Annotated in this window: 26 protein-coding genes and 1 tRNA gene; 16 read left to right on the plus strand and 11 right to left on the minus strand. The window is 56.1% G+C overall.

Annotation, left to right across the window (positions count from 1 at the left end; all coding sequences use genetic code 11):
- The first annotated feature begins 257 nt into the window (after positions 1 to 257).
- From SERS4_RS0121280 to ruvX, 6 genes are all read left to right on the plus strand, one after another.
- Positions 258 to 770, plus strand: a complete 513-nt coding sequence (locus SERS4_RS0121280) for a SprT family zinc-dependent metalloprotease (RefSeq protein WP_012146725.1) — start codon at positions 258 to 260, stop codon at positions 768 to 770.
- A gap of 101 nt (positions 771 to 871) precedes the next feature.
- Complete coding sequence (gene endA / locus SERS4_RS0121285) at positions 872 to 1,567, plus strand: deoxyribonuclease I (RefSeq protein WP_017893958.1); 696 nt, start codon at positions 872 to 874, stop codon at positions 1,565 to 1,567.
- Positions 1,568 to 1,629: 62 nt separating this feature from the next.
- The gene (rsmE, locus tag SERS4_RS0121290; protein ID WP_017893959.1) at positions 1,630 to 2,361 is read left to right on the plus strand and encodes a 16S rRNA (uracil(1498)-N(3))-methyltransferase; all 732 of its coding nucleotides are present in this window, start codon (positions 1,630 to 1,632) and stop codon (positions 2,359 to 2,361) included.
- 10 nt (positions 2,362 to 2,371) lie between these two features.
- A complete protein-coding gene (gene gshB / locus SERS4_RS0121295; protein WP_012146728.1) occupies positions 2,372 to 3,322 on the plus strand; it encodes a glutathione synthase in 951 nt (316 codons plus the stop codon).
- 132 nt (positions 3,323 to 3,454) lie between these two features.
- The gene (locus SERS4_RS0121300) at positions 3,455 to 4,018 is read left to right on the plus strand and encodes a YqgE/AlgH family protein (RefSeq protein ID WP_026142523.1); all 564 of its coding nucleotides are present in this window, start codon (positions 3,455 to 3,457) and stop codon (positions 4,016 to 4,018) included.
- Complete coding sequence (gene ruvX, locus SERS4_RS0121305) at positions 4,018 to 4,440, plus strand: Holliday junction resolvase RuvX (protein WP_017893961.1); 423 nt, start codon at positions 4,018 to 4,020, stop codon at positions 4,438 to 4,440. The genes SERS4_RS0121300 and ruvX overlap by 1 nt, the downstream gene beginning before the upstream one ends.
- On the opposite strand, the gene SERS4_RS0121310 is transcribed toward ruvX, so the two are convergent.
- A complete protein-coding gene (locus SERS4_RS0121310; protein WP_017893962.1) occupies positions 4,437 to 5,459 on the minus strand; it encodes a type IV pilus twitching motility protein PilT in 1,023 nt (340 codons plus the stop codon). The two genes, ruvX and SERS4_RS0121310, sit on opposite strands and share 4 nt — an antisense overlap.
- A gap of 20 nt (positions 5,460 to 5,479) precedes the next feature.
- On the opposite strand from SERS4_RS0121310, the gene SERS4_RS0121315 reads away from it, so the two are divergent.
- Genes SERS4_RS0121315 through hemW form a run of 6 tightly spaced genes read left to right on the plus strand, consistent with a single transcriptional unit; the run spans position 5,480 to position 9,645 of the window.
- On the plus strand, positions 5,480 to 6,187 hold the full coding sequence (locus SERS4_RS0121315) for a YggS family pyridoxal phosphate-dependent enzyme (RefSeq protein ID WP_017893963.1): 708 nt from the start codon (positions 5,480 to 5,482) through the stop codon (positions 6,185 to 6,187).
- A gap of 20 nt (positions 6,188 to 6,207) precedes the next feature.
- Complete coding sequence (proC, locus tag SERS4_RS0121320) at positions 6,208 to 7,029, plus strand: pyrroline-5-carboxylate reductase (RefSeq protein ID WP_017893964.1); 822 nt, start codon at positions 6,208 to 6,210, stop codon at positions 7,027 to 7,029.
- Between the two features lie 31 nt (positions 7,030 to 7,060).
- Positions 7,061 to 7,615, plus strand: coding sequence for a YggT family protein (locus SERS4_RS0121325; protein ID WP_012146734.1), 555 nt, complete (start codon positions 7,061 to 7,063; stop codon positions 7,613 to 7,615).
- The gene (yggU, locus tag SERS4_RS0121330) at positions 7,612 to 7,902 is read left to right on the plus strand and encodes a DUF167 family protein YggU (protein ID WP_012146735.1); all 291 of its coding nucleotides are present in this window, start codon (positions 7,612 to 7,614) and stop codon (positions 7,900 to 7,902) included. The genes SERS4_RS0121325 and yggU overlap by 4 nt, the downstream gene beginning before the upstream one ends.
- A gap of 17 nt (positions 7,903 to 7,919) precedes the next feature.
- Complete coding sequence (locus tag SERS4_RS0121335; RefSeq protein ID WP_017893965.1) at positions 7,920 to 8,513, plus strand: XTP/dITP diphosphatase; 594 nt, start codon at positions 7,920 to 7,922, stop codon at positions 8,511 to 8,513.
- Positions 8,506 to 9,645: a radical SAM family heme chaperone HemW gene (gene hemW / locus SERS4_RS0121340; protein ID WP_012146737.1), complete on the plus strand. Its 1,140-nt coding sequence runs from the start codon at positions 8,506 to 8,508 to the stop codon at positions 9,643 to 9,645. The genes SERS4_RS0121335 and hemW overlap by 8 nt, the downstream gene beginning before the upstream one ends.
- Positions 9,646 to 9,680: 35 nt before the next feature.
- Here the strand turns inward: hemW and SERS4_RS0121345 are convergent, their stop codons facing one another.
- From SERS4_RS0121345 to trmB, 5 genes are all read right to left on the minus strand, one after another.
- Positions 9,681 to 10,115, minus strand: coding sequence for a DUF29 domain-containing protein (locus SERS4_RS0121345; protein WP_012146738.1), 435 nt, complete (start codon positions 10,113 to 10,115; stop codon positions 9,681 to 9,683).
- A 100-nt stretch (positions 10,116 to 10,215) separates the two neighbouring features.
- Positions 10,216 to 10,932: a DUF2884 domain-containing protein gene (locus tag SERS4_RS0121350; protein ID WP_012146741.1), complete on the minus strand. Its 717-nt coding sequence runs from the start codon at positions 10,930 to 10,932 to the stop codon at positions 10,216 to 10,218.
- Between the two features lie 30 nt (positions 10,933 to 10,962).
- A complete protein-coding gene (gene glsB, locus SERS4_RS0121355; protein WP_026142524.1) occupies positions 10,963 to 11,886 on the minus strand; it encodes a glutaminase B in 924 nt (307 codons plus the stop codon).
- Positions 11,887 to 11,969: 83 nt separating this feature from the next.
- Positions 11,970 to 12,296 carry a YggL family protein gene (locus tag SERS4_RS0121360; RefSeq protein WP_017893967.1) on the minus strand — a complete coding sequence of 109 codons (327 nt, stop codon included), beginning with the start codon at positions 12,294 to 12,296 and terminating at the stop codon, positions 11,970 to 11,972.
- Positions 12,296 to 13,015: a tRNA (guanosine(46)-N7)-methyltransferase TrmB gene (trmB, locus tag SERS4_RS0121365; RefSeq protein WP_012146744.1), complete on the minus strand. Its 720-nt coding sequence runs from the start codon at positions 13,013 to 13,015 to the stop codon at positions 12,296 to 12,298. The genes SERS4_RS0121360 and trmB overlap by 1 nt, the downstream gene beginning before the upstream one ends.
- 177 nt (positions 13,016 to 13,192) lie before the next feature.
- Here trmB and mutY point away from each other — a divergent pair, with 177 nt between their 5' ends.
- Genes mutY through mltC form a run of 3 tightly spaced genes read left to right on the plus strand, consistent with a single transcriptional unit; the run spans position 13,193 to position 15,694 of the window.
- On the plus strand, positions 13,193 to 14,293 hold the full coding sequence (gene mutY, locus SERS4_RS0121370; RefSeq protein WP_371257915.1) for an A/G-specific adenine glycosylase: 1,101 nt from the start codon (positions 13,193 to 13,195) through the stop codon (positions 14,291 to 14,293).
- The gene (locus SERS4_RS0121375) at positions 14,290 to 14,562 is read left to right on the plus strand and encodes an oxidative damage protection protein (RefSeq protein WP_012146746.1); all 273 of its coding nucleotides are present in this window, start codon (positions 14,290 to 14,292) and stop codon (positions 14,560 to 14,562) included. Before mutY ends, SERS4_RS0121375 begins: the two co-directional genes overlap by 4 nt.
- Before the next feature lie 55 nt (positions 14,563 to 14,617).
- Positions 14,618 to 15,694 carry a membrane-bound lytic murein transglycosylase MltC gene (gene mltC / locus SERS4_RS0121380; protein WP_017893969.1) on the plus strand — a complete coding sequence of 359 codons (1,077 nt, stop codon included), beginning with the start codon at positions 14,618 to 14,620 and terminating at the stop codon, positions 15,692 to 15,694.
- A gap of 47 nt (positions 15,695 to 15,741) precedes the next feature.
- Here the strand turns inward: mltC and SERS4_RS0121385 are convergent, their stop codons facing one another.
- Together SERS4_RS0121385 and speF are read right to left on the minus strand one after the other, a co-directional pair.
- The gene (locus tag SERS4_RS0121385; RefSeq protein WP_026142525.1) at positions 15,742 to 16,854 is read right to left on the minus strand and encodes a GGDEF domain-containing protein; all 1,113 of its coding nucleotides are present in this window, start codon (positions 16,852 to 16,854) and stop codon (positions 15,742 to 15,744) included.
- Between the two features lie 104 nt (positions 16,855 to 16,958).
- A complete protein-coding gene (gene speF, locus SERS4_RS0121390; RefSeq protein ID WP_012146749.1) occupies positions 16,959 to 19,121 on the minus strand; it encodes an ornithine decarboxylase SpeF in 2,163 nt (720 codons plus the stop codon).
- Positions 19,122 to 19,824: 703 nt separating this feature from the next.
- On the opposite strand from speF, the gene SERS4_RS0121395 reads away from it, so the two are divergent.
- A tRNA-Phe gene (locus SERS4_RS0121395) sits at positions 19,825 to 19,900 on the plus strand.
- 277 nt (positions 19,901 to 20,177) lie between these two features.
- On the opposite strand, the gene SERS4_RS0121400 is transcribed toward SERS4_RS0121395, so the two are convergent.
- Genes SERS4_RS0121400 through SERS4_RS0121410 form a run of 3 tightly spaced genes read right to left on the minus strand, consistent with a single transcriptional unit; the run spans position 20,178 to position 22,548 of the window.
- Complete coding sequence (locus tag SERS4_RS0121400) at positions 20,178 to 20,786, minus strand: helix-turn-helix transcriptional regulator (protein WP_017893971.1); 609 nt, start codon at positions 20,784 to 20,786, stop codon at positions 20,178 to 20,180.
- Positions 20,787 to 20,833: 47 nt separating this feature from the next.
- Positions 20,834 to 22,126 carry an FKBP-type peptidyl-prolyl cis-trans isomerase N-terminal domain-containing protein gene (locus SERS4_RS0121405; protein WP_017893972.1) on the minus strand — a complete coding sequence of 431 codons (1,293 nt, stop codon included), beginning with the start codon at positions 22,124 to 22,126 and terminating at the stop codon, positions 20,834 to 20,836.
- Entirely contained in the window at positions 22,126 to 22,548 is a 423-nt protein-coding gene (locus tag SERS4_RS0121410) for a hypothetical protein (protein WP_017893973.1), read from the minus strand. The genes SERS4_RS0121405 and SERS4_RS0121410 overlap by 1 nt, the downstream gene beginning before the upstream one ends.
- Between the last annotated feature and the right edge of the window lie 56 nt (positions 22,549 to 22,604).

Genomic DNA, 22,604 nt, shown 5'->3' on the forward strand with positions numbered 1-22,604 from the left:
TGCGCTAAATCGCATAATTCCCTCTGATTTGTAGGGGCGCTGTATACTGCGCCCGTGTTAATCGGGACGAATATATTCGTCCCCTACAGGCAGGGACTCAGCATGTACGGTTCATTATCCCGCAGTTAACACAATGATTACAATCCATCAGCGTCGATCGGGTTATCAATGCGGTGAAAAACCTGCCTGGTAAACCCCTGACAAATTAGCTTTGCCTCTTATTGCCAGCCGGCGCGCCTTTGCTTAAGCTAGCCACAATGAACAAAGCAAGAATCCCCATTGCGCTGCAACAGGCGGTGATGCGCTGTCTGCGAGAAAAACTGCAGCTGGCCCGTCAGCATTTTTCCGTCGAGTTCCCTGAGCCAAAAATCCTTTACCAGCAACGCGGAACCAGCGCTGGCACCGCCTGGCTGCAAGCCTGGGAAATCCGGCTGAATCCGGTGTTGCTGATGGAAAATCAGCAGCCGTTTATCGATGAAGTGGTACCGCATGAACTGGCGCACCTGCTGGTATTTCGCCAGTTTGGCCGCGTGCCACCACACGGCAACGAATGGCGCTGGATGATGGAAAGCGTATTACAGGTATCGGCCAGCCGTACCCATCAGTTTGAGATTGCCTCGGTGCAGAGCAAAACCTACCCCTACCGCTGCGGTTGCCAACTGCACCAGCTTACCGTGCGCCGCCACAATCGGGTGATGCGCGGAGAAAGTGAATATCGCTGCCGTCAGTGTGGCGACAAACTGAAATTTTTCGCCGGCGAGCCTGTTTAGCGTAACGATTTATACGTTAAAACAAGTAAATATCGCCATTTGCTACGGCTTCAAACTTCCGCTACCCTGCCTGCTTTTCCAATTTTGAGCTGTTTTGGAATATGCTTCGCAAAATTTTATTTATGGTGGTTCTCACTGCCGGTGCCGCACAGGCGCAGGGTATCAACAACTTTTCTCAGGCCAAGGCGGCTGCCGCCAAAATCAATCAGGACGCCCCCGGCTCCTTCTACTGCGGCTGCCGGATAGACTGGCAGGGTAAAAAAGGCATCCCCGATCTCAACAGTTGTGGCTACCAGGCGCGTAAAAACGCCCAACGTGCGCAACGTATCGAATGGGAACATGTGGTACCGGCCTGGCAATTCGGTCACCAATTACAGTGCTGGCAACAGGGCGGGCGCAAAAACTGCAATAAAGACGCCGGTTACCGCCAAATCGAAACCGATTTGCACAACCTGCAGCCGGCGATAGGTGAAGTGAACGGCGATCGTAATAACTTTATGTACAGCCAATGGAAAGGCGGCGAGGGCCAGTACGGCCAGTGCCCGATGAAAGTGGACTTCAAAAATAAGCAGGCCGAACCGCCGGCCCGCGCCCGCGGTACGATCGCCCGCACCTACTTCTATATGCGCGACCGTTATCAACTGCGGCTTTCACGCCAGCAGACCCAGCTTTTTGAGGTATGGGATCGCCAATACCCGGTCAACCAATGGGAATGCCTGCGCGAGGCACGCATCGCTAAGGTACAGGGCAACCATAATCCGTATATTCAGCAGGCTTGCCAGCAACGAAAGGGCTAACCTACTATAATAGCCGTCGCTTTCAAGCCGCCTACACCCTTTAGTCAGGATCGAATTTTCATATGCGCATACCCCGTATTTATCATCCGCAGCCGTTGATCGACAACGCGGAAATCTTCTTAAGCGAAGACGCCGCCAACCATATCGGGCGTGTACTGCGCATGAACGCCGGCCAGGCGCTGCAGTTATTCGACGGCAGCAATCAGGTGTTTGACGCCGTGATCGCCCAGGTCGACAAGAAAAGCGTGCAGGTGCAGCTCAGCGCCGGCCAGCTGGAAGACCGCGAATCACCGCTCAATCTGCATCTGGGCCAGGTGATTTCTCGCGGTGAGAAGATGGAGTTCACCATTCAGAAATCCATCGAGCTGGGGGTTAACGTCATTACCCCGCTATTTTCCGAACGCTGCGGCGTGAAGCTGGACGGAGAACGCCTGGCGAAAAAAATTCAGCAGTGGCAGAAGATTGCCATCGCCGCCTGCGAGCAGTGCGGCCGCAACCGCATCCCGGAAATCCGCGAGGCCATGCAGCTGGAAGCCTGGTGTGCCGAGCAGGATGGCAGCCTCAAGCTGAACCTGCACCCGCGCGCCAGCCACAGCATTAATACCCTGCCGCTGCCGGTGGAACACGTCCGGTTACTGATTGGGCCGGAAGGCGGTTTATCAACAGGCGAAATTGCGATGACCACAGGCCACGGATTTACTGATATCCTGCTGGGGCCACGCGTTCTGCGTACAGAAACCACAGCGCTCACCGCAATTACCGCTTTGCAGGTACGTTTCGGCGATCTGGGTTAAAGGAGAAAAGATGATTAAGCTCGGCATCGTGATGGACCCTATCGCTTCCATCAACATCAAGAAAGACACCAGCTTCGCCATGCTGCTCGAAGCGCAGCGCCGTGGCTGGGAACTGCACTATATGGAGATGGACGATCTCTATCTGCACGCCGGTGACGGCCGCGCCCGCACCCGCCTGCTGAGCGTGAAAGAAGATAAAGAGAGCTGGTTCAGCTTTGGCAGCGAGCAGGATCTGGCGCTGCAGGATCTGGACGTGATCCTGATGCGTAAAGATCCGCCGTTCGATACCGAATACATCTACGCGACCTATATTCTCGAGCGCGCAGAGGTCAAGGGCACGCTGGTGGTCAACAAGCCGCAGAGCCTGCGTGACTGCAACGAAAAGCTGTTCACCGCCTGGTTCCCGGAACTGACGCCGGACACTTTGGTCAGCCGCAGTGCGGCGCACATCCGTAAATTCCACCAGCAGCATGGCGACATCATCCTCAAGCCGCTGGACGGCATGGGCGGCGCGTCGATTTTCCGCGTGAAGCAGGATGACCCTAACCTGTCGGTGATTATCGAAACCCTGACCGAACACGGCAGTCGTTTCTGCATGGCGCAGAACTTCATTCCGGCGATCAAGGAAGGCGATAAGCGCATTCTGGTGGTGGACGGTGAGCCAGTGCCTTACTGCCTGGCGCGTATTCCGGCGCAGGGCGAAACCCGTGGTAACCTGGCGGCCGGTGGCCGGGGCGAAGCACGTCCGCTCAGCGAAAGCGACTGGAAAATTGCGCGCGCGGTAGCGCCGACGCTGAAAGAAAAAGGGCTGATTTTCGTTGGCCTGGACGTGATTGGCGATCGACTGACCGAAATCAACGTCACCAGCCCAACCTGTGCACGCGAAATCGAAGCGGCCTTCCCGGTGTCTGTCACCGGTATGCTGATGGACGCGATCGAAAAGCGTCTGGCAGCGAAGTAATCCGCAGTGCGGGCGGCGTTGCCGCCCGCCACCCTGCCCCCGAACTGGCGCTATCAGCTTGAAAGGCGACGGGGATGGCCGCATACTGGCGGCTGTTCAACTTACCACCACTTGATTATTTTAAATAACACCATGAATTTACAGCACCATTTTCTTATCGCTATGCCATCACTTCAGGATCCTCGCTTCAAACGCTCGGTGATTTACGTCTGCGAGCACAATGAAGACGGCGCCATGGGCCTGGTGATCAATAAACCGGTGGAGCAGTTCACGGTGGAAACGGTGCTGAGCAAACTGAAGATCATGCCACAGGCACGTGATCCGGCGATCAGCCTCGATAAACCGGTGTTTGCCGGTGGCCCGTTAGCAGACGATCGCGGTTTTATCCTGCATACGCCGCGCAAGGGTTTCGGCTCCAGCATTCAGATCTCGCCGGATACCATGATCACCACCTCGAAAGACGTGCTGGAAACGCTGGGCACCCCGGAGCAGCCGGATGACGTGCTGGTCGCGCTCGGTTATGCCGGTTGGGAAAAGGGCCAGTTAGAACAGGAAGTGCTGGAAAACGCCTGGCTGACCATTGAAGCCGACACCGACATTCTGTTCCATACGCCAATCGCCAGCCGCTGGCGTGATGCCGCCAACCGCCTGGGCATCGACATCTGCAGCATTGCCAACCACGCAGGACACGCCTGATGACCAACCGCACCATTATCGCCTTCGACTTCGGCACCAAGAGCATTGGCGCCGCCATTGGGCAGGAACTGACTGGCAGCGCCCGCGCGCTGGCGGCCTTCAAAGCACAGGACGGTTCCCCGGACTGGCAAAAGATCGAAAAACTGCTCAAAGAGTGGCAGCCGGATCTGGTGGTGGTCGGCCTGCCGCTGAACATGGATGGCACCGAGCAGTTGGTGACCGAACAAGCACGCAAGTTCGCCAACCGCCTGCACGGCCGTTTTGGCGTACAGATAGCGCTGCATGATGAGCGCCTGAGTACCGTCGAAGCCCGCGCTCATTTGTTCGACCGTGGCGGGTTCCGCGCGTTGGACAAGGGCAGCGTGGACTCCGCCTCGGCGGTGGTTATTCTGGAAAGCTGGTTTGAGCGGCAGCTGGGTTAATCCCTATTCTGAGTGTCCTGCCCTCCACCAAGTAAGCCGGCGCTGATCCGCTGCTGCAGGCCCTGTTCAAAGGTCTGCATGCCGGACTGCCCGCCGGTTTGCAGCACGTTGGCCAACTGATGGGTTTTGCCTTCACGGATCATGCTGCTGACCGCCGCCGTTGCCGTCAGCACCTCAAAAATCGCCACCCTGCCGCCTCCGGGCCGACTTAACAGCTTTTGTGCAATCACCGCCTGCAGGCTCCCGGCCAGTTGGGCGCGTACATAGGGCTTTTCTTCCGCCGGAAAAACATCCACCAGCCGATCCACCGCCTGCGGCGCACTGCGGGTATGCAGCGTGGCCAGTACCAGGTGGCCGGTTTCCGCAGCGGTCAGAGCAAGGCGGATGGTGGCGGTATCGCGCAACTCCCCCAACAGGATCACATCCGGATCTTCACGCAGTGCGGCACGCAATGCGTCGTCAAAACTGTGGCTGTCGCGCCCCAACTCCCGCTGCTGAATCAAACACTGCCTGCTGCGGTGGATAAACTCAATCGGATCTTCCAACGTGAGGATATGCCGCCGCTGGTGCTGATTGATGTCGTCAATCATCGCCGCCAAGGTGGTGGATTTACCGCTGCCGGTCGCGCCGGTCACCAGGATCAGGCCGTCTTCACGTCGCACCAACGCAGGGATAATATCTGGCGCCGCCAATGCTGCCAGAGTCGGACATTGGCCCGCTATCAGCCGCAATGCAACGGAGACGCCCAGGTTTTGCAGAAAAAAATTGGCACGCAACCGGATATCACCCGGCAGCGAAAGCGCCAGATCCAACTGCCCTTGTTGTTGTAACTGCTGTCGTTGTAACGGCTGCAGCACGCCGTTGCACAGCAGTTGCATTCTGGCTTCGCTCAGTATTTCCGCCCCTTCCAGCGGCTGAAGTTCACCATCAATGCGCAACATCGGCCGATGACCGGTACAAAGGTGCAGATCGGAAGCATTATGCTTTACACTAAGGGCCACGAATTCATCGATATCCATATCAATCTCCTGGGTCAATAATGAGCACTATCCAACAGAATCTGCAGGATGTCAGAAACCGCATTGCCGCGGCCGCTCAAGGCTGCGCACGCGCTCCAGAAGAAGTTACGCTGCTTGCAGTAAGCAAAACCAAACCTGTGGCGGCGATCGCAGAAGCCATCGCGGCGGGCCAGCGCGCCTTCGGCGAGAACTATGTTCAGGAAGGGGTGGATAAGGTTCAGCATTTCGCCGCGCAGCCGGAAGGCGCAACGCTGGATTGGCACTTTATCGGCCCGTTGCAATCCAACAAGAGCCGACTGGTGGCAGAGAACTTCGCCTGGTGTCACACCGTCGATCGGCTGCGTATCGCCTCGCGCCTGAATGACCAGCGCCCGGCGGACATGCCGCCGCTTAACGTTCTGATCCAAATAAATATCAGCGATGAGCAGAGTAAGTCTGGCATTGTACTGGCTGAATTGCCGGCGCTGGCGGAGGCGGTTGCCGCCCTGCCTAACCTCAGACTGCGCGGGCTGATGGCTATTCCAGCCCCGCAGGAGGATTATCAGAGCCAGTTGGCGGTATTCGGCCAAATGCGCGACGCCTTTCTGGCCCTGCAGCAGCAATATCCGCAGGTAGACACCCTGTCGATGGGCATGACCGATGACATGACGGCGGCAATTGCCGCAGGCAGCACCATGGTGCGTATTGGCACCGCCATTTTTGGCGCCCGTGATTATTCACAGGCCTAATATACTGACGAGGGATTCTAATGCAGCATCGCAAGATCACCTTTATTGGCGCCGGCAACATGGCGCGCGCTATCATCGCCGGCCTGGTGGCGGGCGGTTATCCGGCCAAATCCATTAGCGTCTGCGCACCTTCGGCCAAAAACCGTGATGCGCTGGCGGCGGACTACGGCATCGTCAGCAGCAGCGACAATCTGGCCTGCACACAAGCCGCCGATGTCGTGGTGCTGGCAGTCAAACCGCAAATGATGGCCGACGTCTGCCAGCCGTTGCGCGAAGGAGTGGATTTCAGCGCCAAGCTGGTCCTGTCGATCGCCGCCGGTATCCAGGTCAGCCGTTTTTATCAACTGCTGGGTGACAAGCTGAACATCGTGCGCATCATGCCCAATACCCCATCGCTGGTGGGCAAAGGCATGAGCGGCCTGTATGCGCCGCAGCAGGTCAGCCAACAGGACCGCGACTACACCAGCGATTTGATGGCATCAGTCGGCAAGGTGTGTTGGGTGGAAGATGAAAACGGCATTAATAGCGTGATCGCCACAGCAGGCAGCGCACCGGCTTATTTCTTCCTGTTTATGGAAGCCATGCAACAGGAAGCCGAACGTATGGGCTTCGACAGCCAGACCGCCCGTAATCTGGTGCAGCAGGCTGCCTCCGGCGCGGCTGCGCTGGTGGAAGCCAACCCGGATACGCCATTGTCGACCTTGCGTGAGCAGGTCACCTCCAAAGGCGGCACCACCGCCGAAGCACTGCGCGTTTTCAACGAGCAACAGCTGCCGGCAACCGTGGCCAAAGCCATGCAGGCGGCAGTATCCCGCGCGCAGGAAATGGAAAAATCATTTTAAATAATCGAGAGTTAAGGAGAAGGGCTACTACATGCTAACGCTGACTTTTTTGGTCAAAACCGTTATTGATCTGTACGTCATGGTACTGCTGCTGCGTATCTGGATGCAGTGGACACGCGCTGACTTTTACAACCCATTCGCGCAGTTTATCGTGAAGATCACCCAACCGGTAATCGGCCCGCTGCGCCGCATTATCCCATCGATGGGGCCGATCGACAGCGCATCGCTGCTGCTGGCGTTCCTGCTGATGACCATCAAGTACCCGCTGCTGCTGCTGATCCAGGGCGGCGCAATGTCACTCAGCCCGTATAACCTGCTGTTTGGCCTGATCTCGCTGGTGAAGTCGGCCGGTTACCTGATCTTCTGGGTAATGATTATCCGCGCGTTGATGAGTTGGATAAGCCAGGGCCGAAGCCCAATCGACCAGTTGATGTACCAACTGACCGAACCTTTGATGTCCCCTATCCGCCGTATTCTGCCGGCGATGGGCGGCATTGATTTTTCGGCGATGGTGGTGATCCTGATCCTGTATCTGATCAACTACCTGGGCATGGATCTGTTCGGTGAGATCTGGTTCCTGCTGTGAGTGCAGTAACCCCGGTGCTGGACGGGCTGGCGATCAGGCTATATATTCAGCCGAAAGCCAGCCGCGACCAGATTGTCGGTTTGCATGGCGACGAACTTAAAGTCGCCATTACCGCCCCGCCGGTAGACGGCCAGGCTAACGCTCATCTGATCAAGTTTCTCGCCAAACAGTTCAAAGTGGCGAAAGGCAACGTCACCATCGAGAAAGGCGAACTGGGGCGGCATAAACAGTTACGCATCGTTAATCCGCAACAGATCCCCGACGTGGTCGCGGCGCTAATCGAATAAATTTCAAGGTAGTCATCATGCAAAAAGTCGTTCTTGCCACCGGTAACCCGGGCAAAGTGCGCGAACTCGCCGACCTGCTGGCCGATTTCGGGCTGAATGTGGTCGCACAAACCGAGCTGGGCGTTGAATCTGCCGAGGAAACCGGCCTGACGTTTATCGAAAACGCCATCCTGAAAGCCCGTCATGCGGCGCAAATCACCGGCCTGCCGGCGATCGCCGACGACTCGGGCCTGGCGGTGGACGCTCTGGGCGGTGCGCCGGGCATCTATTCTGCACGCTACGCGGGCGTTGACGCCTCTGACCGGCAAAACCTCGACAAACTGCTGGTGGCACTGAAAGACATACCGCAAGGCAGCCGTGGCGCTCAGTTCCACTGCGTGCTGGTGTATCTGCGCCACGCCGAAGATCCAACGCCGCTGGTGTTCCACGGCAGCTGGGCCGGTGAAATCACCGACACTGCGGCAGGTGAAGGCGGTTTTGGCTACGATCCGATCTTCTACGTCCCGGAACTGGGCCGCACCGCCGCCGAACTGAGCCGCGACGAAAAACGCGCGATATCGCACCGTGGCAAGGCGCTGAAACTGATGCTGGAAGCCATGCGTAATGCTTAAGTTGCCTCCGCTGAGTTTGTACATCCATATCCCGTGGTGCGTGCAGAAATGCCCGTACTGCGACTTCAACTCGCATGCGTTAAAGGGCGAAGTCCCGCATCAGGAATATGTTGATCACCTGCTGGCGGATCTGGATGCCGATCTGCCGCTGGTGGCCGGCCGGGAAGTCAGTACCATTTTTATCGGCGGCGGCACCCCCAGCCTGCTGAGTGCCGAGGCGATGCAATCGCTGCTGGACGGCGTGCGGGCGCGCATTCACGTCGTTGATGGCGCAGAGATCACCATGGAGGCCAACCCCGGCACCGTGGAAGCCGACCGCTTCAGCGGCTATCAGCGGGCCGGAGTGAACCGCATTTCTATCGGGGTGCAGAGCTTCAGCGCCGAGAAGTTAACCCGTCTGGGGCGCATACACGGCCCGGAAGAGGCCAAACGCGCAGCGCATCTGGCCACCGGTCTCGGCCTGCGCAGCTTTAACCTCGATCTGATGCACGGTCTGCCGGACCAGTCGCTGGAAGAGGCGCTGGACGATTTACGCCAGGCGATTGCCCTGAACCCGCCGCACCTGTCGTGGTATCAGTTGACCATCGAACCCAATACCCTGTTCAGCTCACGCCCGCCGGTACTGCCGGACGACGATGCGCTGTGGGATATTTTCGAACGCGGTCATGAGTTACTGAGCGCTGCCGGCTACCAGCAATATGAAACCTCGGCCTATGCCAAGCCGGGCTATCAGTGCCAGCACAACCTCAACTACTGGCGCTTTGGCGACTATCTGGGGATTGGCTGTGGCGCACACGGCAAACTGACCTTCAGCGACGGCCGCATTCTGCGCACCGCGAAAACCAAGCATCCGCGCGGTTTTATGCAGGGCAAGTATATGGACAAGCAGCATGAGGTGACGACGGCGGATCGGCCGTTCGAGTTCTTTATGAACCGTTTCCGCCTGCTGGAGGCCGCGCCGCGCGCCGAGTTCGTCAACTACACCGGGCTGGATGAAAGCACTATCCGCGCCCCGCTGGATGAAGCGCTGGCGAAAGGCTATCTGGAAGAGACGCCGGAATATTGGCAGATCACCGAGAAGGGCAAACTGTTCCTGAACTCGCTGCTGGAGCTGTTCCTGGCGGATGAATAGCAAAAAGCGCTGAATTATCAGCGCTTTTTTTTGTTTCAATCTGGATAGAACTCGTGGGAAAGCACCTGCTGAATATCCCAAATCCCGTTTTCCGGATAAACGTCCAACCCGGTTTCCGTCGTCGCCAGCGCTATCGCCTTGGACCAAACCACATCCAGCCAGTCTGCATCGCCGAGTTTGCTTTTTAAACTGGGTGACTCTTTCAGGCTATAAAGCACCTCTTTGCGCTGCGCCTTAATGGTTCTTTCCCAGCTGGTGCCACGACGCGCCGGCTGATACTTCCATTTCAGCAGGTGTGCTATCAGCACCGTCATTCGGCTTGCAAGTTCCCTTTGCTCGCTCTTTCCCACGTCCTCAATCTCCTCGGCGATCTTTTCAACATCGATCTCAGACAATTTTCCGGAGCGCAAAAGAGCAGCCTGTTCATTTGCCCAGGCGACAACATCAGTTTCGTAGCGAGTATGGCTCATAGCGTTCTCCGTAAACACCCATGAATCTGTACATAGTTTAACCAGTCTGTCAGATAACCGTCAGGAGGTCAAAAAACACGCTACCCGCAGTGATTTAGTGTTACTTCAAAGCATTAAGCAGGTCTTTACGCTGAGTTTCCAGGCCGGTAACGCGGTTACACACGTCGTGGCCGAAGTTCTGGAAGTCCTGCTCCTGGTTGTTCCATTCGTTCTGAATCGCTTTTTGCAAGCCACCCAGATTGCCCATGATCGCCTGCAACGGATTGCCGCCGCTGTTGGCCGCCTGCTTGACGCCCATCTCGTTCAGGCTGTCCTGCAACACGCCACCCATGCTCTGCTGCACCAGATTACGGCCATCCTGCTCAACCTGATCAATCGCCTTGTGGTGGAAGGTCAGGCCGTCGCTGCGGTGTTCAATAATGCGGTTCATCTGCTGTTTGAGCTGACCATTGAGCGTAGTCAGGCGGTTGCGCACGTTGCTGTCGCTGCCCAACTCCTTGACGATCACCTTGTCCAGCGCCACGCGCGCTTTTTCCAGATGTTGCTGCGCGCCGTTGTCGATCCACGGCAGTTCCTTACGCAATGCGCTCTGGTAGCTGAAGGCCTTCTGGCGCTGGCTGTCAGTCAGGGTCAACGCCTGCCCGTTGCGGGTTACATCGCCATCCGCTGAAATCTGCAGGTTGCCGCTGGCTCCTGTCACCTGCACGTTCTGCGGGCTGATAATCACGTCGTCCTGGGGTTTAACGCTGCACTGGTACTCGGCATGGGCCTGTGAAGCAGTCAACAGCAGTAAGGCTAACCCGGTTTTCTTTAACATATTTTCTCCTGACTCCCTTCCGTGGTGGGATTAAAAAATCGAACGGCTAATCCGTTGAGACAACAGTTCCAGCGCCGCAGTTCCCGCCAGTGAGTTACCGGAGGCATCCAGCTCTGGCGACCAGACGGCGATCGACAGCTCATCGGGGACGATGGCGACAATACCGCCGCCGACACCGGACTTGCCCGGCATGCCCACGCGATAGGCAAATTCCCCCGCGCCGTCGTACATGCCGCTGGTCATCATCAACGCATTAATCTGGCGCGCCTGCAGCGGGCTGATCACTTCACGCCCGCTAAGGTCACGACCGTGATTGGCCAGGTAGACAAAGCTGCGCGCCAGCTCCAGGCAGCTCATCCGCAACGCACAGTAGTGGAAATAGGTTTGCAGCACGGTAAGCACGTCGTTTTCAAAGTTACCGAACGACTTCATCAGATAGGCGATGGCCGCATTGCGATCGGAGTGTTCAAACTCGGAACGGGCGACCCGCGAATCATAGGCCAGGTCTTCTTCTCCGGCCAGTTGGCGCACCACTTCAAGCATGCGCTGTTTGGGGGCGCTGAGCCGGGTTTGCAGCATGTCGCACACCACCAGCGCACCGGGGTTGATAAACGGATTGCGCGGCTTGCCCTGCTCCATCTCCAACTGCAGCAACGAGTTGAACGGCAGACCGGAAGGCTCTTTGCCGACCCGCTGCCAGATCTCGTGCTCCTGATAGCGTGTCAGCGCCAGCGTCAGGCTAAGCACCTTGGAGATGGACTGAATAGAGAAGCGCTCGGTGGCGTTACCGGCCTGGAACATTTCACCGTCGACGGTGCAAACGGCGATCGCCAGACGATCGGACGCCACTTCCGCCAGCGCCGGAATATAGTCCGCCACCTTGCCCTGGCCAATCAGCGGGCGCACCTGTTGCAGGATCTCTTCCAGCAACGCGTTATCCAATGTAGTTACCACCGCGGTCACACTCCGGACAAAATAAAGGTGCCGTTAAGGCACCTTACAATCAATGAATACAGCGCAAAATCAGGCGGGGAAAATCAGTCCCACCAGATATCGAACAGATCGCTAACCTTAACATCGGTCAGCTTGCGCGTTTCCAGCCATTTTTTGACCAGTTCACGCTGTTCGTCGGTACAGTGACCGATAGTCTGCAGGCAGATCAAACCTTCCCACTGCAGGTAGCCACTGCCGTCAAACGCCATGCCGTTCGGCTCGATCACTTCGTCGATGAAAGCGTCCAGCGTGCTGTCGATATCTTCAACCGCGGTGCCTTCGGCAAAACGCCATGCTACGGAGAAACCCAGCTCCTGAAACTCTTCAATGTGTAACTTTTTACGTAAACGACGACTGCGGTTCTTAGCCATTATTCTTTCCTCTCAAACATCAAATCCCAAACGCCATGTCCCAGACGCTGGCCGCGTAATTCAAATTTTGTCAGTGGTCGTGAATCCGGACGCGGCACGTAATCATTATCGCTGGAAAGATTACGATAGCCTGAGATCCCGTTCATAACCTCTAACATATGTTCTGCGTAAGGCTGCCAGTCGGTGGCCATATGGAAGACGCCGCCGACTTTCAATTTGCGCCGCACCAGTTCAACAAACGGCGTCTGTACGATGCGACGTTTGTTGTGGCGCGCTTTATGCCACGGATCGGGGAAGAACAGCTGCACCATGTCCAGCGAACCATCCGGGATCATATTCTCCAGCACCTCAACCGCATCGTGACACATCACGCGCAGGTTGCTCAGCTCCGCTTCGGTAGCGTCGGCCAGGCAGGCACCCACGCCCGGCGAGTGTACTTCAATCCCCAGGAAATTCTGCTGCGGGTTATGGCCCGCCATGGTCACCAGCGAGGCGCCCATGCCAAAACCGATCTCCAGCACGGTCGGCGCATCGCGCCCAAACAGTGCGGTGATATCGACAGGTTCAGCCTGATACTCCACGCCCATCACCGGCCAATAGTTGTCCAGCGCGTGCTGCTGGCCTTTGGTCAACCGCCCCTGGCGGCGGACAAAACTGCGGATACGGCGCATCGCACGGCCGTTCTCATCAAATTCTGGGGAGATGACGTCATTAATCATAGTGCTTTCTGTCTGTTTGGCTGCCAATTAGGGAAACGCGCATTATGCAAAGATACATTGGTTTAGCAAGTGTTCATCTTGTGTACCTGCCGTGCGACGTCGGAAAGTTCCGGTTTACAGCATCATGACTCTATGCTGCAATCGCGCTTCATTTTCTGCCGGATATCGAATCTGCTTATGATGCAAGCACAACAGTTCGCACAGGTGGTGCTTGACTGGTACCAGCGTTACGGCCGTAAAACCCTGCCGTGGCAGCTTGATAAAACCGCCTATAAAGTATGGCTCTCCGAGGTCATGTTGCAACAAACTCAGGTTGCCACCGTGATCCCTTACTTTGAACGCTTTATGGCACGTTTTCCCAACGTGCGTGCGCTGGCAGAAGCGCCGCTGGACGAAGTGCTGCACCTGTGGACCGGCCTGGGTTACTACGCCCGTGCTCGCAACCTGCACAAGGCCGCGCAGACTATTGTCGCACAGCACGGCGGCGAGTTCCCGACAACCTTTGAAGAAATCCACGCCCTGCCCGGCATTGGCCGCTCAACGGCCGGTGCGGTACTGTCATTGGCACTCGGCCAGCATTACCCGATCCTCGACGGCAACGTGAAACGCGTGTTGGCTCGCTGCTATGCAATCGAAGGCTGGCCGGGCAAAAAAGAGGTCGAAAACCGGCTGTGGCAGATCAGTGAAGACGTCACCCCGGCGCAGGGCGTCGGCCAGTTCAATCAGGCGATGATGGACCTGGGGGCGATGGTTTGCACCCGCTCCAAACCCAAGTGCGAGCTGTGCCCACTCAACCTCGGCTGCATCGCCTATGCCCATCACAGTTGGGCGAAATACCCCGGCAAAAAGCCCAAGCAGACGCTGCCGGAAAAAACCGCCTACTTTTTATTGCTGCAACACGGCGAACGAGCCTGGCTGGAACAGCGCCCGGCCGTCGGCTTATGGGGCGGCCTGTTCTGCTTCCCGCAGTTCGGCGAACGCGAAGAGATGGAACTCTGGCTGCAACAACGCGGTCTGAACAACAATCGCCAACAGCAGTTGACCGCATTTCGTCATACTTTCAGTCATTTCCATCTCGATATCGTGCCGATATGGTTGGAAATGAACGACGCGGCGGCCAGCATGGATGAGGGCGCCGGTCTCTGGTATAACTTGGCGCAGCCGCCATCGGTCGGGCTGGCAGCGCCGGTTGACCGCCTGTTACAACAGTTGGCAAAACAGTCCCCGCGCCAACAGGGTTTATTTGGCGATAGAGCCATTGATGAGGAATTAGCATGAGCAGAACCATTTTTTGTACCTTCCTGCAGCGCGACGCCGAAGGGCAGGATTTCCAGCTTTATCCAGGGGAAGTCGGCAAACGCATCTATAACGAGATCTCGAAGGAAGCCTGGGCAGAATGGATGAAAAAACAAACCATGCTGATCAACGAGAAAAAACTGAACATGATGAACGTTGATGACCGCAAACTGCTGGAAGGAGAGATGATCAAGTTCCTGTTTGAAGGGCACGACGTGCACATCGAAGGCTATACGCCACCAAGCGAATAACGCTGTTGGGGCCAGGCGCTGGCCCTCTTCAACACTTCCCGTATACGGCTTTAAGATGAAGAAAATTTTAGCTCTGCTAGTGATAGCGCCTTTGCTGATTTCCTGTTCCGGCAAAAAAAATACCGAAGTCAACGAAGCCCTGGTCAAAGACACCAACGGCTTTGAGATCCTGATGGGCCAATTCGCCCACAACATCGAGAATATCTGGGGTCTGAACGAAGTTCTGATCGCCGGGCCAAAAGATTACGTTAAATACACTGACCAGTATCAGACTCGTAGCCACATCAACTTTGATTCTGGTGCCATCACCATTGAAACCATCGCCACCACCGATCCTGCCGCCCACCTGCGCCAGGCGATTATCAGCACCTTGCTGATGGGGGACGATCCGGGTTCTATCGATCTGTATTCCGACGTCAACGATATCCAGATCAGTAAAGAGCCGTTCCTGTACGGCCAGGTGCTGGATAACAAAGGCGCACCGATCCGTTGGGAATGGCGTGCGGCGCATTTCGCCGACTATCTGGTGCAGACCAAACTGCAAAAACGCACCTCCGGCCTGCACGTGATTTACTCGGTCACCATTCAACTGGTACCGAACCACCTGGACAAGCGTGCGCATAAATACCTGCCGATGGTCCGCAAGGCGTCCGAGAAGTACGGGGTGGAAGAATCACTGATCCTGGCGATTATGCAGACCGAATCGAGCTTTAACCCCTATGCGGTGAGCGGTTCAGATGCGTTGGGTCTGATGCAGGTGGTACAACACACTGCCGGTAAAGACGTGTTCCAGATGCGTGGCAAATGGGGCAAACCAAGCCGCAGTTACCTGTTCGATCCGGAGAACAACATCGACACCGGTACCGCCTATCTGGCCATTTTGCAGAACAACTATTTGGGCGGCATCCAGAACCCAACCTCGCGTCGCTACGCGGTAATCACCGCCTATAACGGCGGGGCGGGCAGCGTGCTGAGGGTGTTCTCCAGCGACAGAACCCGCGCGGTCGGCATCATCAACGGCATGCAACCGGGCGACGTCTACCAGACGCTGACCACCAAGCATCCGGCCAGTGAATCGCGCCGCTATCTGGTGAAGGTGAACAACGCGCAGAAGAGCTATCGACGCCGTTAATCACCCGGTCAGGGCGGTCTTTCCCGTCGCCCTGACCACCAGCATCCCTAAGCAATACTGTAGCCATTACGGCCAAGCTCCTTGGCGCGGTACAGAGCCTGATCGGCTGCTGCCAGCAGTTGTTCACGGTTCTGTCCCGGCTGCCATTGCGCTACCCCCTGGCTGACCGTCACCCATTGCGCTACCTCAGAAGCCGCATGCGGCATCGCCAGACCGGCAAGCAAACCTTCAATCCTCTTCGCCACCTGCACCGCTTCGCCTGCGTCGGATTTTGGCAGCAGAATAATAAACTCCTCACCACCGTAGCGGGCCACCAGATCCTGCGAACGCCGGGTGGCACTCTCCAGGCAGGTAGCCAAGCGAGTCAGGCACTCATCCCCCTGCTGATGGCCATAGTGGTCGTTATATTTTTTGAAAAAATCGACGTCCAGCAGGATCAGGGAAAACGGCGCCTGCAGGGTTGATTCCCGCAACAGAACCGCATCAAAGTAGTTGTCGAAGTAGCGGCGGTTGGCAATGCCAGTCAGCGGATCGCGGTTGGCCAGCTTGCTCAGGCGTTCAATCAGCTGCTTATTTTCCAGCTCGCGCTCGATCGCCAGTTGGAACCACTGCTCCAGCCGGCTCCGCGCCGAATAAATCAAAAACAGCATCAGCGCATAGGAGATCAGGTTCACCAGTGAAAATGCGCTGTTGATGAAGATATTTTCGGCAATCGCCACCAGCAGCACCGGAATGCTGAACAGGAAAAATAGCCGCGGGGACAGATAAAAAGCGATCAGAGAAGAAAACAGCAGGCCGAGGGTTAGCGGGTAAAGCAGATTAATACTGTCGTTGACGATCAGATGGTGAAAAACGCCGCACCAACACAGGGCCAACAACAAAATACAAACCACCCCGCCACGCCAGGCGGCCTGTTCACCTCGGGCGGCCAACTGACGCAACGCAACAAAAGACAGAGCAGACACCAATACCACGCCGCAGATAGCCGGAGCGCCACGCAACAAAGAAATCAGAGAGTGCTCGCCAAATGCTTCGGCACGCTGAAACAGCAGATAAAGCGCCAGCAGCACATTAACCAATAAGAACCAGTTAAAATTACGTAGCGTCGAACGTCGCTTCTCTCTACCGACCCACTCGAGATTACCCTCTTCTTTCATCATCTTATTCCGCTACTGGACACTTTTACCTAAAGGTAGCGCCAGCACTCGGCTTTGTCATCCCGGACCGGGATGATTTAAAAACGGCCCCTGCGGGCCGCTCAAGACTATTGCTTGATCATATAACCGAAGATACGTTTCCAGCCGTGATCCTTTTTCTCGATATACACGCCCTGCAGCTCCGGCGAGAAGCCCGGTAGCCGGTTGATACCCTCTTCCAGCGCCAGGAAGTAACGCTGCACCGCCCCGCCCCACACTTCCCCCGGCACCACGCACAATACGCCCGGTGGGTACGGCAGCGCGCCCTCCGCCGCAATGCGCCCTTCCGCCTGGCCAATCGGCACCAGTTCAACGTTGTCGCGGATAAACTCCACGTTGGCATCCTGTGGGTTCATCATCACCTGTGGGAAATGACGCTGGCGGAACATTTCTTTCTGCAACTGTTTGACGTCAAAGCTGACGTACAGGTCATGCATTTCCTGGCACAATTGGCGAAGGGTATAGCCGCGATAGCGCTGTTCATTCTTGCGATACACCGTTGGCAGCACCACGCTCAGCGGCGCGTCTTCTTCCACATAGCGTTCGAACTGCACCAGCATATCCACCAACTGCTCCATCTTGGCCGGATTTTCCGCCGGGGTCAGCAGGAACAGGATCGAGTTAAGATCGCATTTCTCCGGCACTATGCCGTTCTCACGCAGGAAGTTGGCCAGAATAGTCGCCGGTACGCCAAACTCGGTGTACTGGCCGGTAGCCGCGTCGATACCCGGCGTCGTCAGCAGCAGCTTGCACGGGTCGACCAGATACTGATCCTGCGCGTAACCTTCAAAACCGTGCCATTTTTCATCCGGGACAAAGTTGAAGAAACGCGCGTCGTTGGCGATCAGATCGGTGTCGTAATCCTGCCAATTTTTACCCGCCACCTGCGGCGGGATAAACGGCCTGAGCTGCGAGCAGCGTTCCAGCAGTTGCTTGCGCGTCTCGATACCCAGTTTCACGCAGTCCAGCCACATGCGACGACCGGCAGCCCCGGCATGCATCTTGGCGTTAACGTCCAGCGCGGCAAACAGTGGATAGAACGGGCTGGTAGAGGCGTGCAGCATGAAAGCATTGTTAAGGTGCTTGTGGTTGCAGTGGCGCTTCTGGCCCTTGATGTGGTCGTCTTTCTTGTGGATTTGCGAAGTCTGCGAGAAACCGGCCTGTTGTTTATGCACCGACTGAGTAACAAAGATGCCCGGATCCAGCTCATCCAGCTCCAGCAACAGCGGCGAGCACTCTTTCAGCATCGGGATAAAGCCTTCGTACCCCACCCAGGCAGAGTCAAACAGAATGTAGTCACACAGGTGGCCGATGGTGTCGATCACCTGACGGGCGTTATAGATGGTGCCGTCGTAGGTACCGAGCTGAATAATCGCCAGGCGGAACGGACGTGCCGCATTGGCCTTTTCAGGCGCCACTTCGCGGATTTGCTCGCGCAGGTAACGCTCATCAAAGCAGCGCGAATCAATGCCGCCGATGAAACCAAACGGGTTACGCGCGGTTTCCAGATAGACCGGCGTTGCCCCGGCCTGGATCAGTGCTCCGTGGTGGTTGGACTTGTGGTTGTTGCGATCGAACAACACCAAATCACCCCTGGTCAGCAAAGCATTGGTCACGACCTTATTGGCGGCAGAGGTGCCATTAAGCACGAAATAGGTCTTATCGGCGTTGAATACCCGTGCCGCATGCTTTTGCGCATCCTTGGCCGAGCCTTCGTGGATCAATAAATCGCCGAGCTTAACGTCCGCGTTGCACATGTCGGAACGAAAAAGCGTTTCACCGTAGAACTCAAAAAACTTCCGGCCGGCCGGATGCTTGCGGAAAAACTCGCCGCCCTGATGGCCCGGGCAGGCAAAGGTTGAGTTTTCCATTTCCACATAGGTTTTCAGCGTCTTGAAAAATGGCGGCAGCAGCGCCTGCTCGTAGGCATCGGCGGCGGCTTCGAGCTGTGCCATATAAAACGCCTTGCTGGCGCCTTCCAGCGCAAAAACACCGCTGATCAACGGCAGGTAGTCCGGAGAGAGATGCTCATCCCCTGCCACCGCCACAAAGGTCGGGATCTCGAACCCGGTCGCTTTGAGCTGCGCCAGGTGACCTGCGTTGACGTCATCAACCGACACCACTAACGCGGCCACGTCGGTGTAGTCCGTTTGCTCGATGCGGACGACCTGGCGCAGTGTTTCAATGGTGGCAACCAAACTGGCGCTGGTGGCTATTTTCAATTCTTTCATTGTGCTAACTCTCAAACGGTTAAGGATGAGGTGGTGCCACGGGGCACGGTGATGGGATAACAAAAATTATCCCGGCAAATTGATGTCCGGCGTAGCGCATAAAGCGCAAGCGTGACCGGCTGACTCTCTTAAGATTATCAGGTAACTATCGGGGACTGGTATCGGCAGCGTCCGATAGACATCAGTAAAAGCAGAGCCGCAGCTCTATTTTTAATAATGCCTAACAGCGAGCATCAGATAGCCTTACCGCATGGCAGGCTGGACGTTTTTGACGGATTGCGTTCGGGAAGGGTAACGGTTGAGTAACGGCATCATTTGATGTCTGGTGCGCAGTGACGCTTGAGTAACAAAACCAGTCATGCCTGCAACCCTCTGACTTAAATGAGCGGGAACGCCGTTAGGGGACGTAGAGTGCCAAAATTTGCGCAATGATTGCATGTTTTTTTATGAGGTTCAAGTGACAATTATGCTGCTTTGATTACGAAAACTTAACGAGTAACATATTGTTAATTAAACAATTAAAATAAAACACAGAAAAATCAAAACGGTATAAATAGACGATTTTTTTGCATATCTATTACCAAACAACACCACTGACTCTCACCCGCCCCACCTGCCATTGCATGAAAATAGAGCAACCGATCGGCTTTGTGACAGAAAGCGATTGACGATTTCCGGCCAATAGGGTTAAATGCGCCCCGTTGCCCGGATAGCTCAGTCGGTAGAGCAGGGGATTGAAAATCCCCGTGTCCTTGGTTCGATTCCGAGTCCGGGCACCATATTTAGAAGAACCCGCCTATGGCGGGTTTTTTGCTTTCTGGCGTAGGGACTCTTCATCGAACAAGTTCGATTATTCGGCCAAAGGCCTCACCCTGCGGGCCAACGCTGAAGCGTTGTTCAACCCGGCGCAAGCGCCGGTTGTCCGAGTCCGGGCACCATATTTAGAAGAACCCGCCTATGGCGGGTTTTTTGCTTTCTGGCGTAGGGACTCTCCATCGAACAAGTTCGATTATTCGGCCAAAGGCCTTCGAAAAACACTGGATTGACGCTCAATGATTAGAGCTGAGCTCGCGTGCTGCGGCGCAACCAGCCATAGAGTTCGGCATTGCGCCGAAACCCCATTTTCCGCATCACGCTCATCTTGTGGTTACTGACCGTTTTCACGCTGATGTCCAACATATGGGCAATTTGCGTGACGCCCAATTCCCACTTCATGCATCTCATGATTTCTTGTTCTCGCAGCGTCAGGATCCTTTGACATCCACAAGAGCGTTTATGGCTAGGGCTGTCCAATGGCCATAATCGCTGACGCTCCAGCCCGGCGATAACCACCTGTAATGCTGATGAAACCGGCATATCGTGACGGATCACCCCAGACTCAAGCACGCACCTGGCGCTGGCGGTTACAGAGTGCCGCTTATCCGGTTGACGCAGTGTGAAATACAGAGGTTTCCGCCCCATTGGCGGTAACTCATATTGACAAAAACAGCTCAAATTGCCGGGGGAGAAATAGCGAAAAACCAAATCTGCCTCACTGACCTGATCAATATCCACGATACGCACCAACACACCGCGCGAATTGAAGTGCTGCGCTAAGACATCCTGTAATCCCTTGATGAAAAAAGTGTTCTTATCAGATAAGGCTATTGTCATTATGGAACTCATGCTGGCTCTCCTGCCTTTATTAAGCCTAACCACTGCTGTATTCGCCCTTAGGGGGTCTGGCTATTGTCGATACGCAATTCGTAAACCATGGTGGCATTCGGCGGCACTTTTGGCGGATAGCCCGCTTCGCCATAGGCAAACTCCGGTGGCACCACCATGGTCAATGAACCGTGATTGCGAAGATGACCAATCGCTTCCCGGAATAAAGGCGGATATGCCTGGAGCGGTTGCGAAAGGACTTTACCGCTGAGCTCCATATCCTGGATGACGGTGCCATCGGTCAGCCTTTCCTTGACCACCACATCAATCACCGCATCCTTGGCCAACTCGTGATCGCCGGCGTAATCCACCCGGTACCAAAAGCCCATCGCTGATTGTTTAACGCCCTTTTGTTTACTGAAACGAGCCAGATAATCCTGATCTTGTTGCACCTGCGCCTTGACCCGCTTTTCTCGCGCGGCGCCAGCGGCGCTATCTGCCTTTTCCATCAGTCTGGCCAGCTCTGCCGGGGGCAACAATAAATGACCGGCAACCGCATCCAATACGCCAGCCAGCAGACTATTACGGTCTACCGGCACGCCCCAGCTCTGGCGTTCAGCCATTAACCCATCAATATCCCGCCCAAGCGCACTGCCTGCCGCATAGGACAACCGAGTCTTTTCATCCTTTAACTGTTCAGCTGTGACTTCCCACTGCCGGCGTTTGCGTAATTCCGTTGCCTCGCTCTGCACTTGCACCAGTTGCTTCTGCTGCCCCGCCAGCTTCTGCTCATAGTCCTGATTCGCTTGTTCTGTCGCGGACAATTTCGCCGTCAGGCTGGCTAATTGGCTCTCGGCCAGAGCCTGCGCCTCTTTGGCCTGCTGCGTATCCTGTTGGGCTTGCTGTAGTAAAGAAGCCGTTCTTTGCGCATCAGGCGAACCACGCCAGGCCTGACTCAGCCCCGCCAAGGACTGCTGCAACAGCGACAGGTCGGGTGGCACCGGTGAAGCACTAACGGGCGGTTTCTCGGCACGCAACGCGGTAATTTCCTGGCGCAACGCATCCAGCTCTGCCCGTTGGCGGGTCAGCTGTTGCTCACTTTCCACCAGCGACCGGCGAAGCGTAAAGGTCGTCGAAGCACCGGCTTTCGGGGGTTCTGCCTGCTTTGCTGTCTGGCGGGGACTGTTATCTTTCTTTTTTGGCGCAGCCGCTTTATCGCTCGCTGGCGTCTCCGGCTTAACATTCTGACGCTGGTATTGTTCGGCAAATTGCAGCAGAGCAGGTACGCCCTCATCTGCCTGTGCCTTACCCACGACCATCAGTGCCGTAAACCCCAAAAAAGCCAGCCGGGACAGCCGCATCATTTAACCAGCTCCCCGCGTTCCGCCAGGCCCGTCAGTACCGCCTGATTCACTCCGGCGCACAGTAAATTAACTTTATAGCGATACAGCGCATCTACGGTCTCCTGGGTATCGCCATTAACTTTGGTTCGCACCCCGGCGTACTGCGAAGCCCCGCTCATCAAACTGTCGAAAGCCTGCTTATACTGTTGAAACTGCTTGGCATTGATATTACGCAGTGCGCCCAGTTGTTCCTGGCACTGCTGTAGCCGCTCAGCCTCACGCTGTTTGCGTAAGGTTTCCTCCGATATCTCCCTGGTGGCGCTGGCCTTTCCGGCGGCTAAGGTTTTAGTCGACTTCGGGTTTTGGCACGCCGTGGCCCCCATCACCAGCAGACACAAGATCCCCACTCGGGCACTAAGATTTATATGCTTCACCATCATCTTTCCGGCTTCCTTTTTTAGATGTATTCCTGTCCAGCACGGCCATAGCCAGCCGT

Origin of the sequence: Serratia sp. S4 (genome assembly GCF_000347995.1) — a bacterium.
Taxonomy (GTDB): Bacteria; Pseudomonadota; Gammaproteobacteria; order Enterobacterales; family Enterobacteriaceae; genus Serratia; species Serratia quinivorans.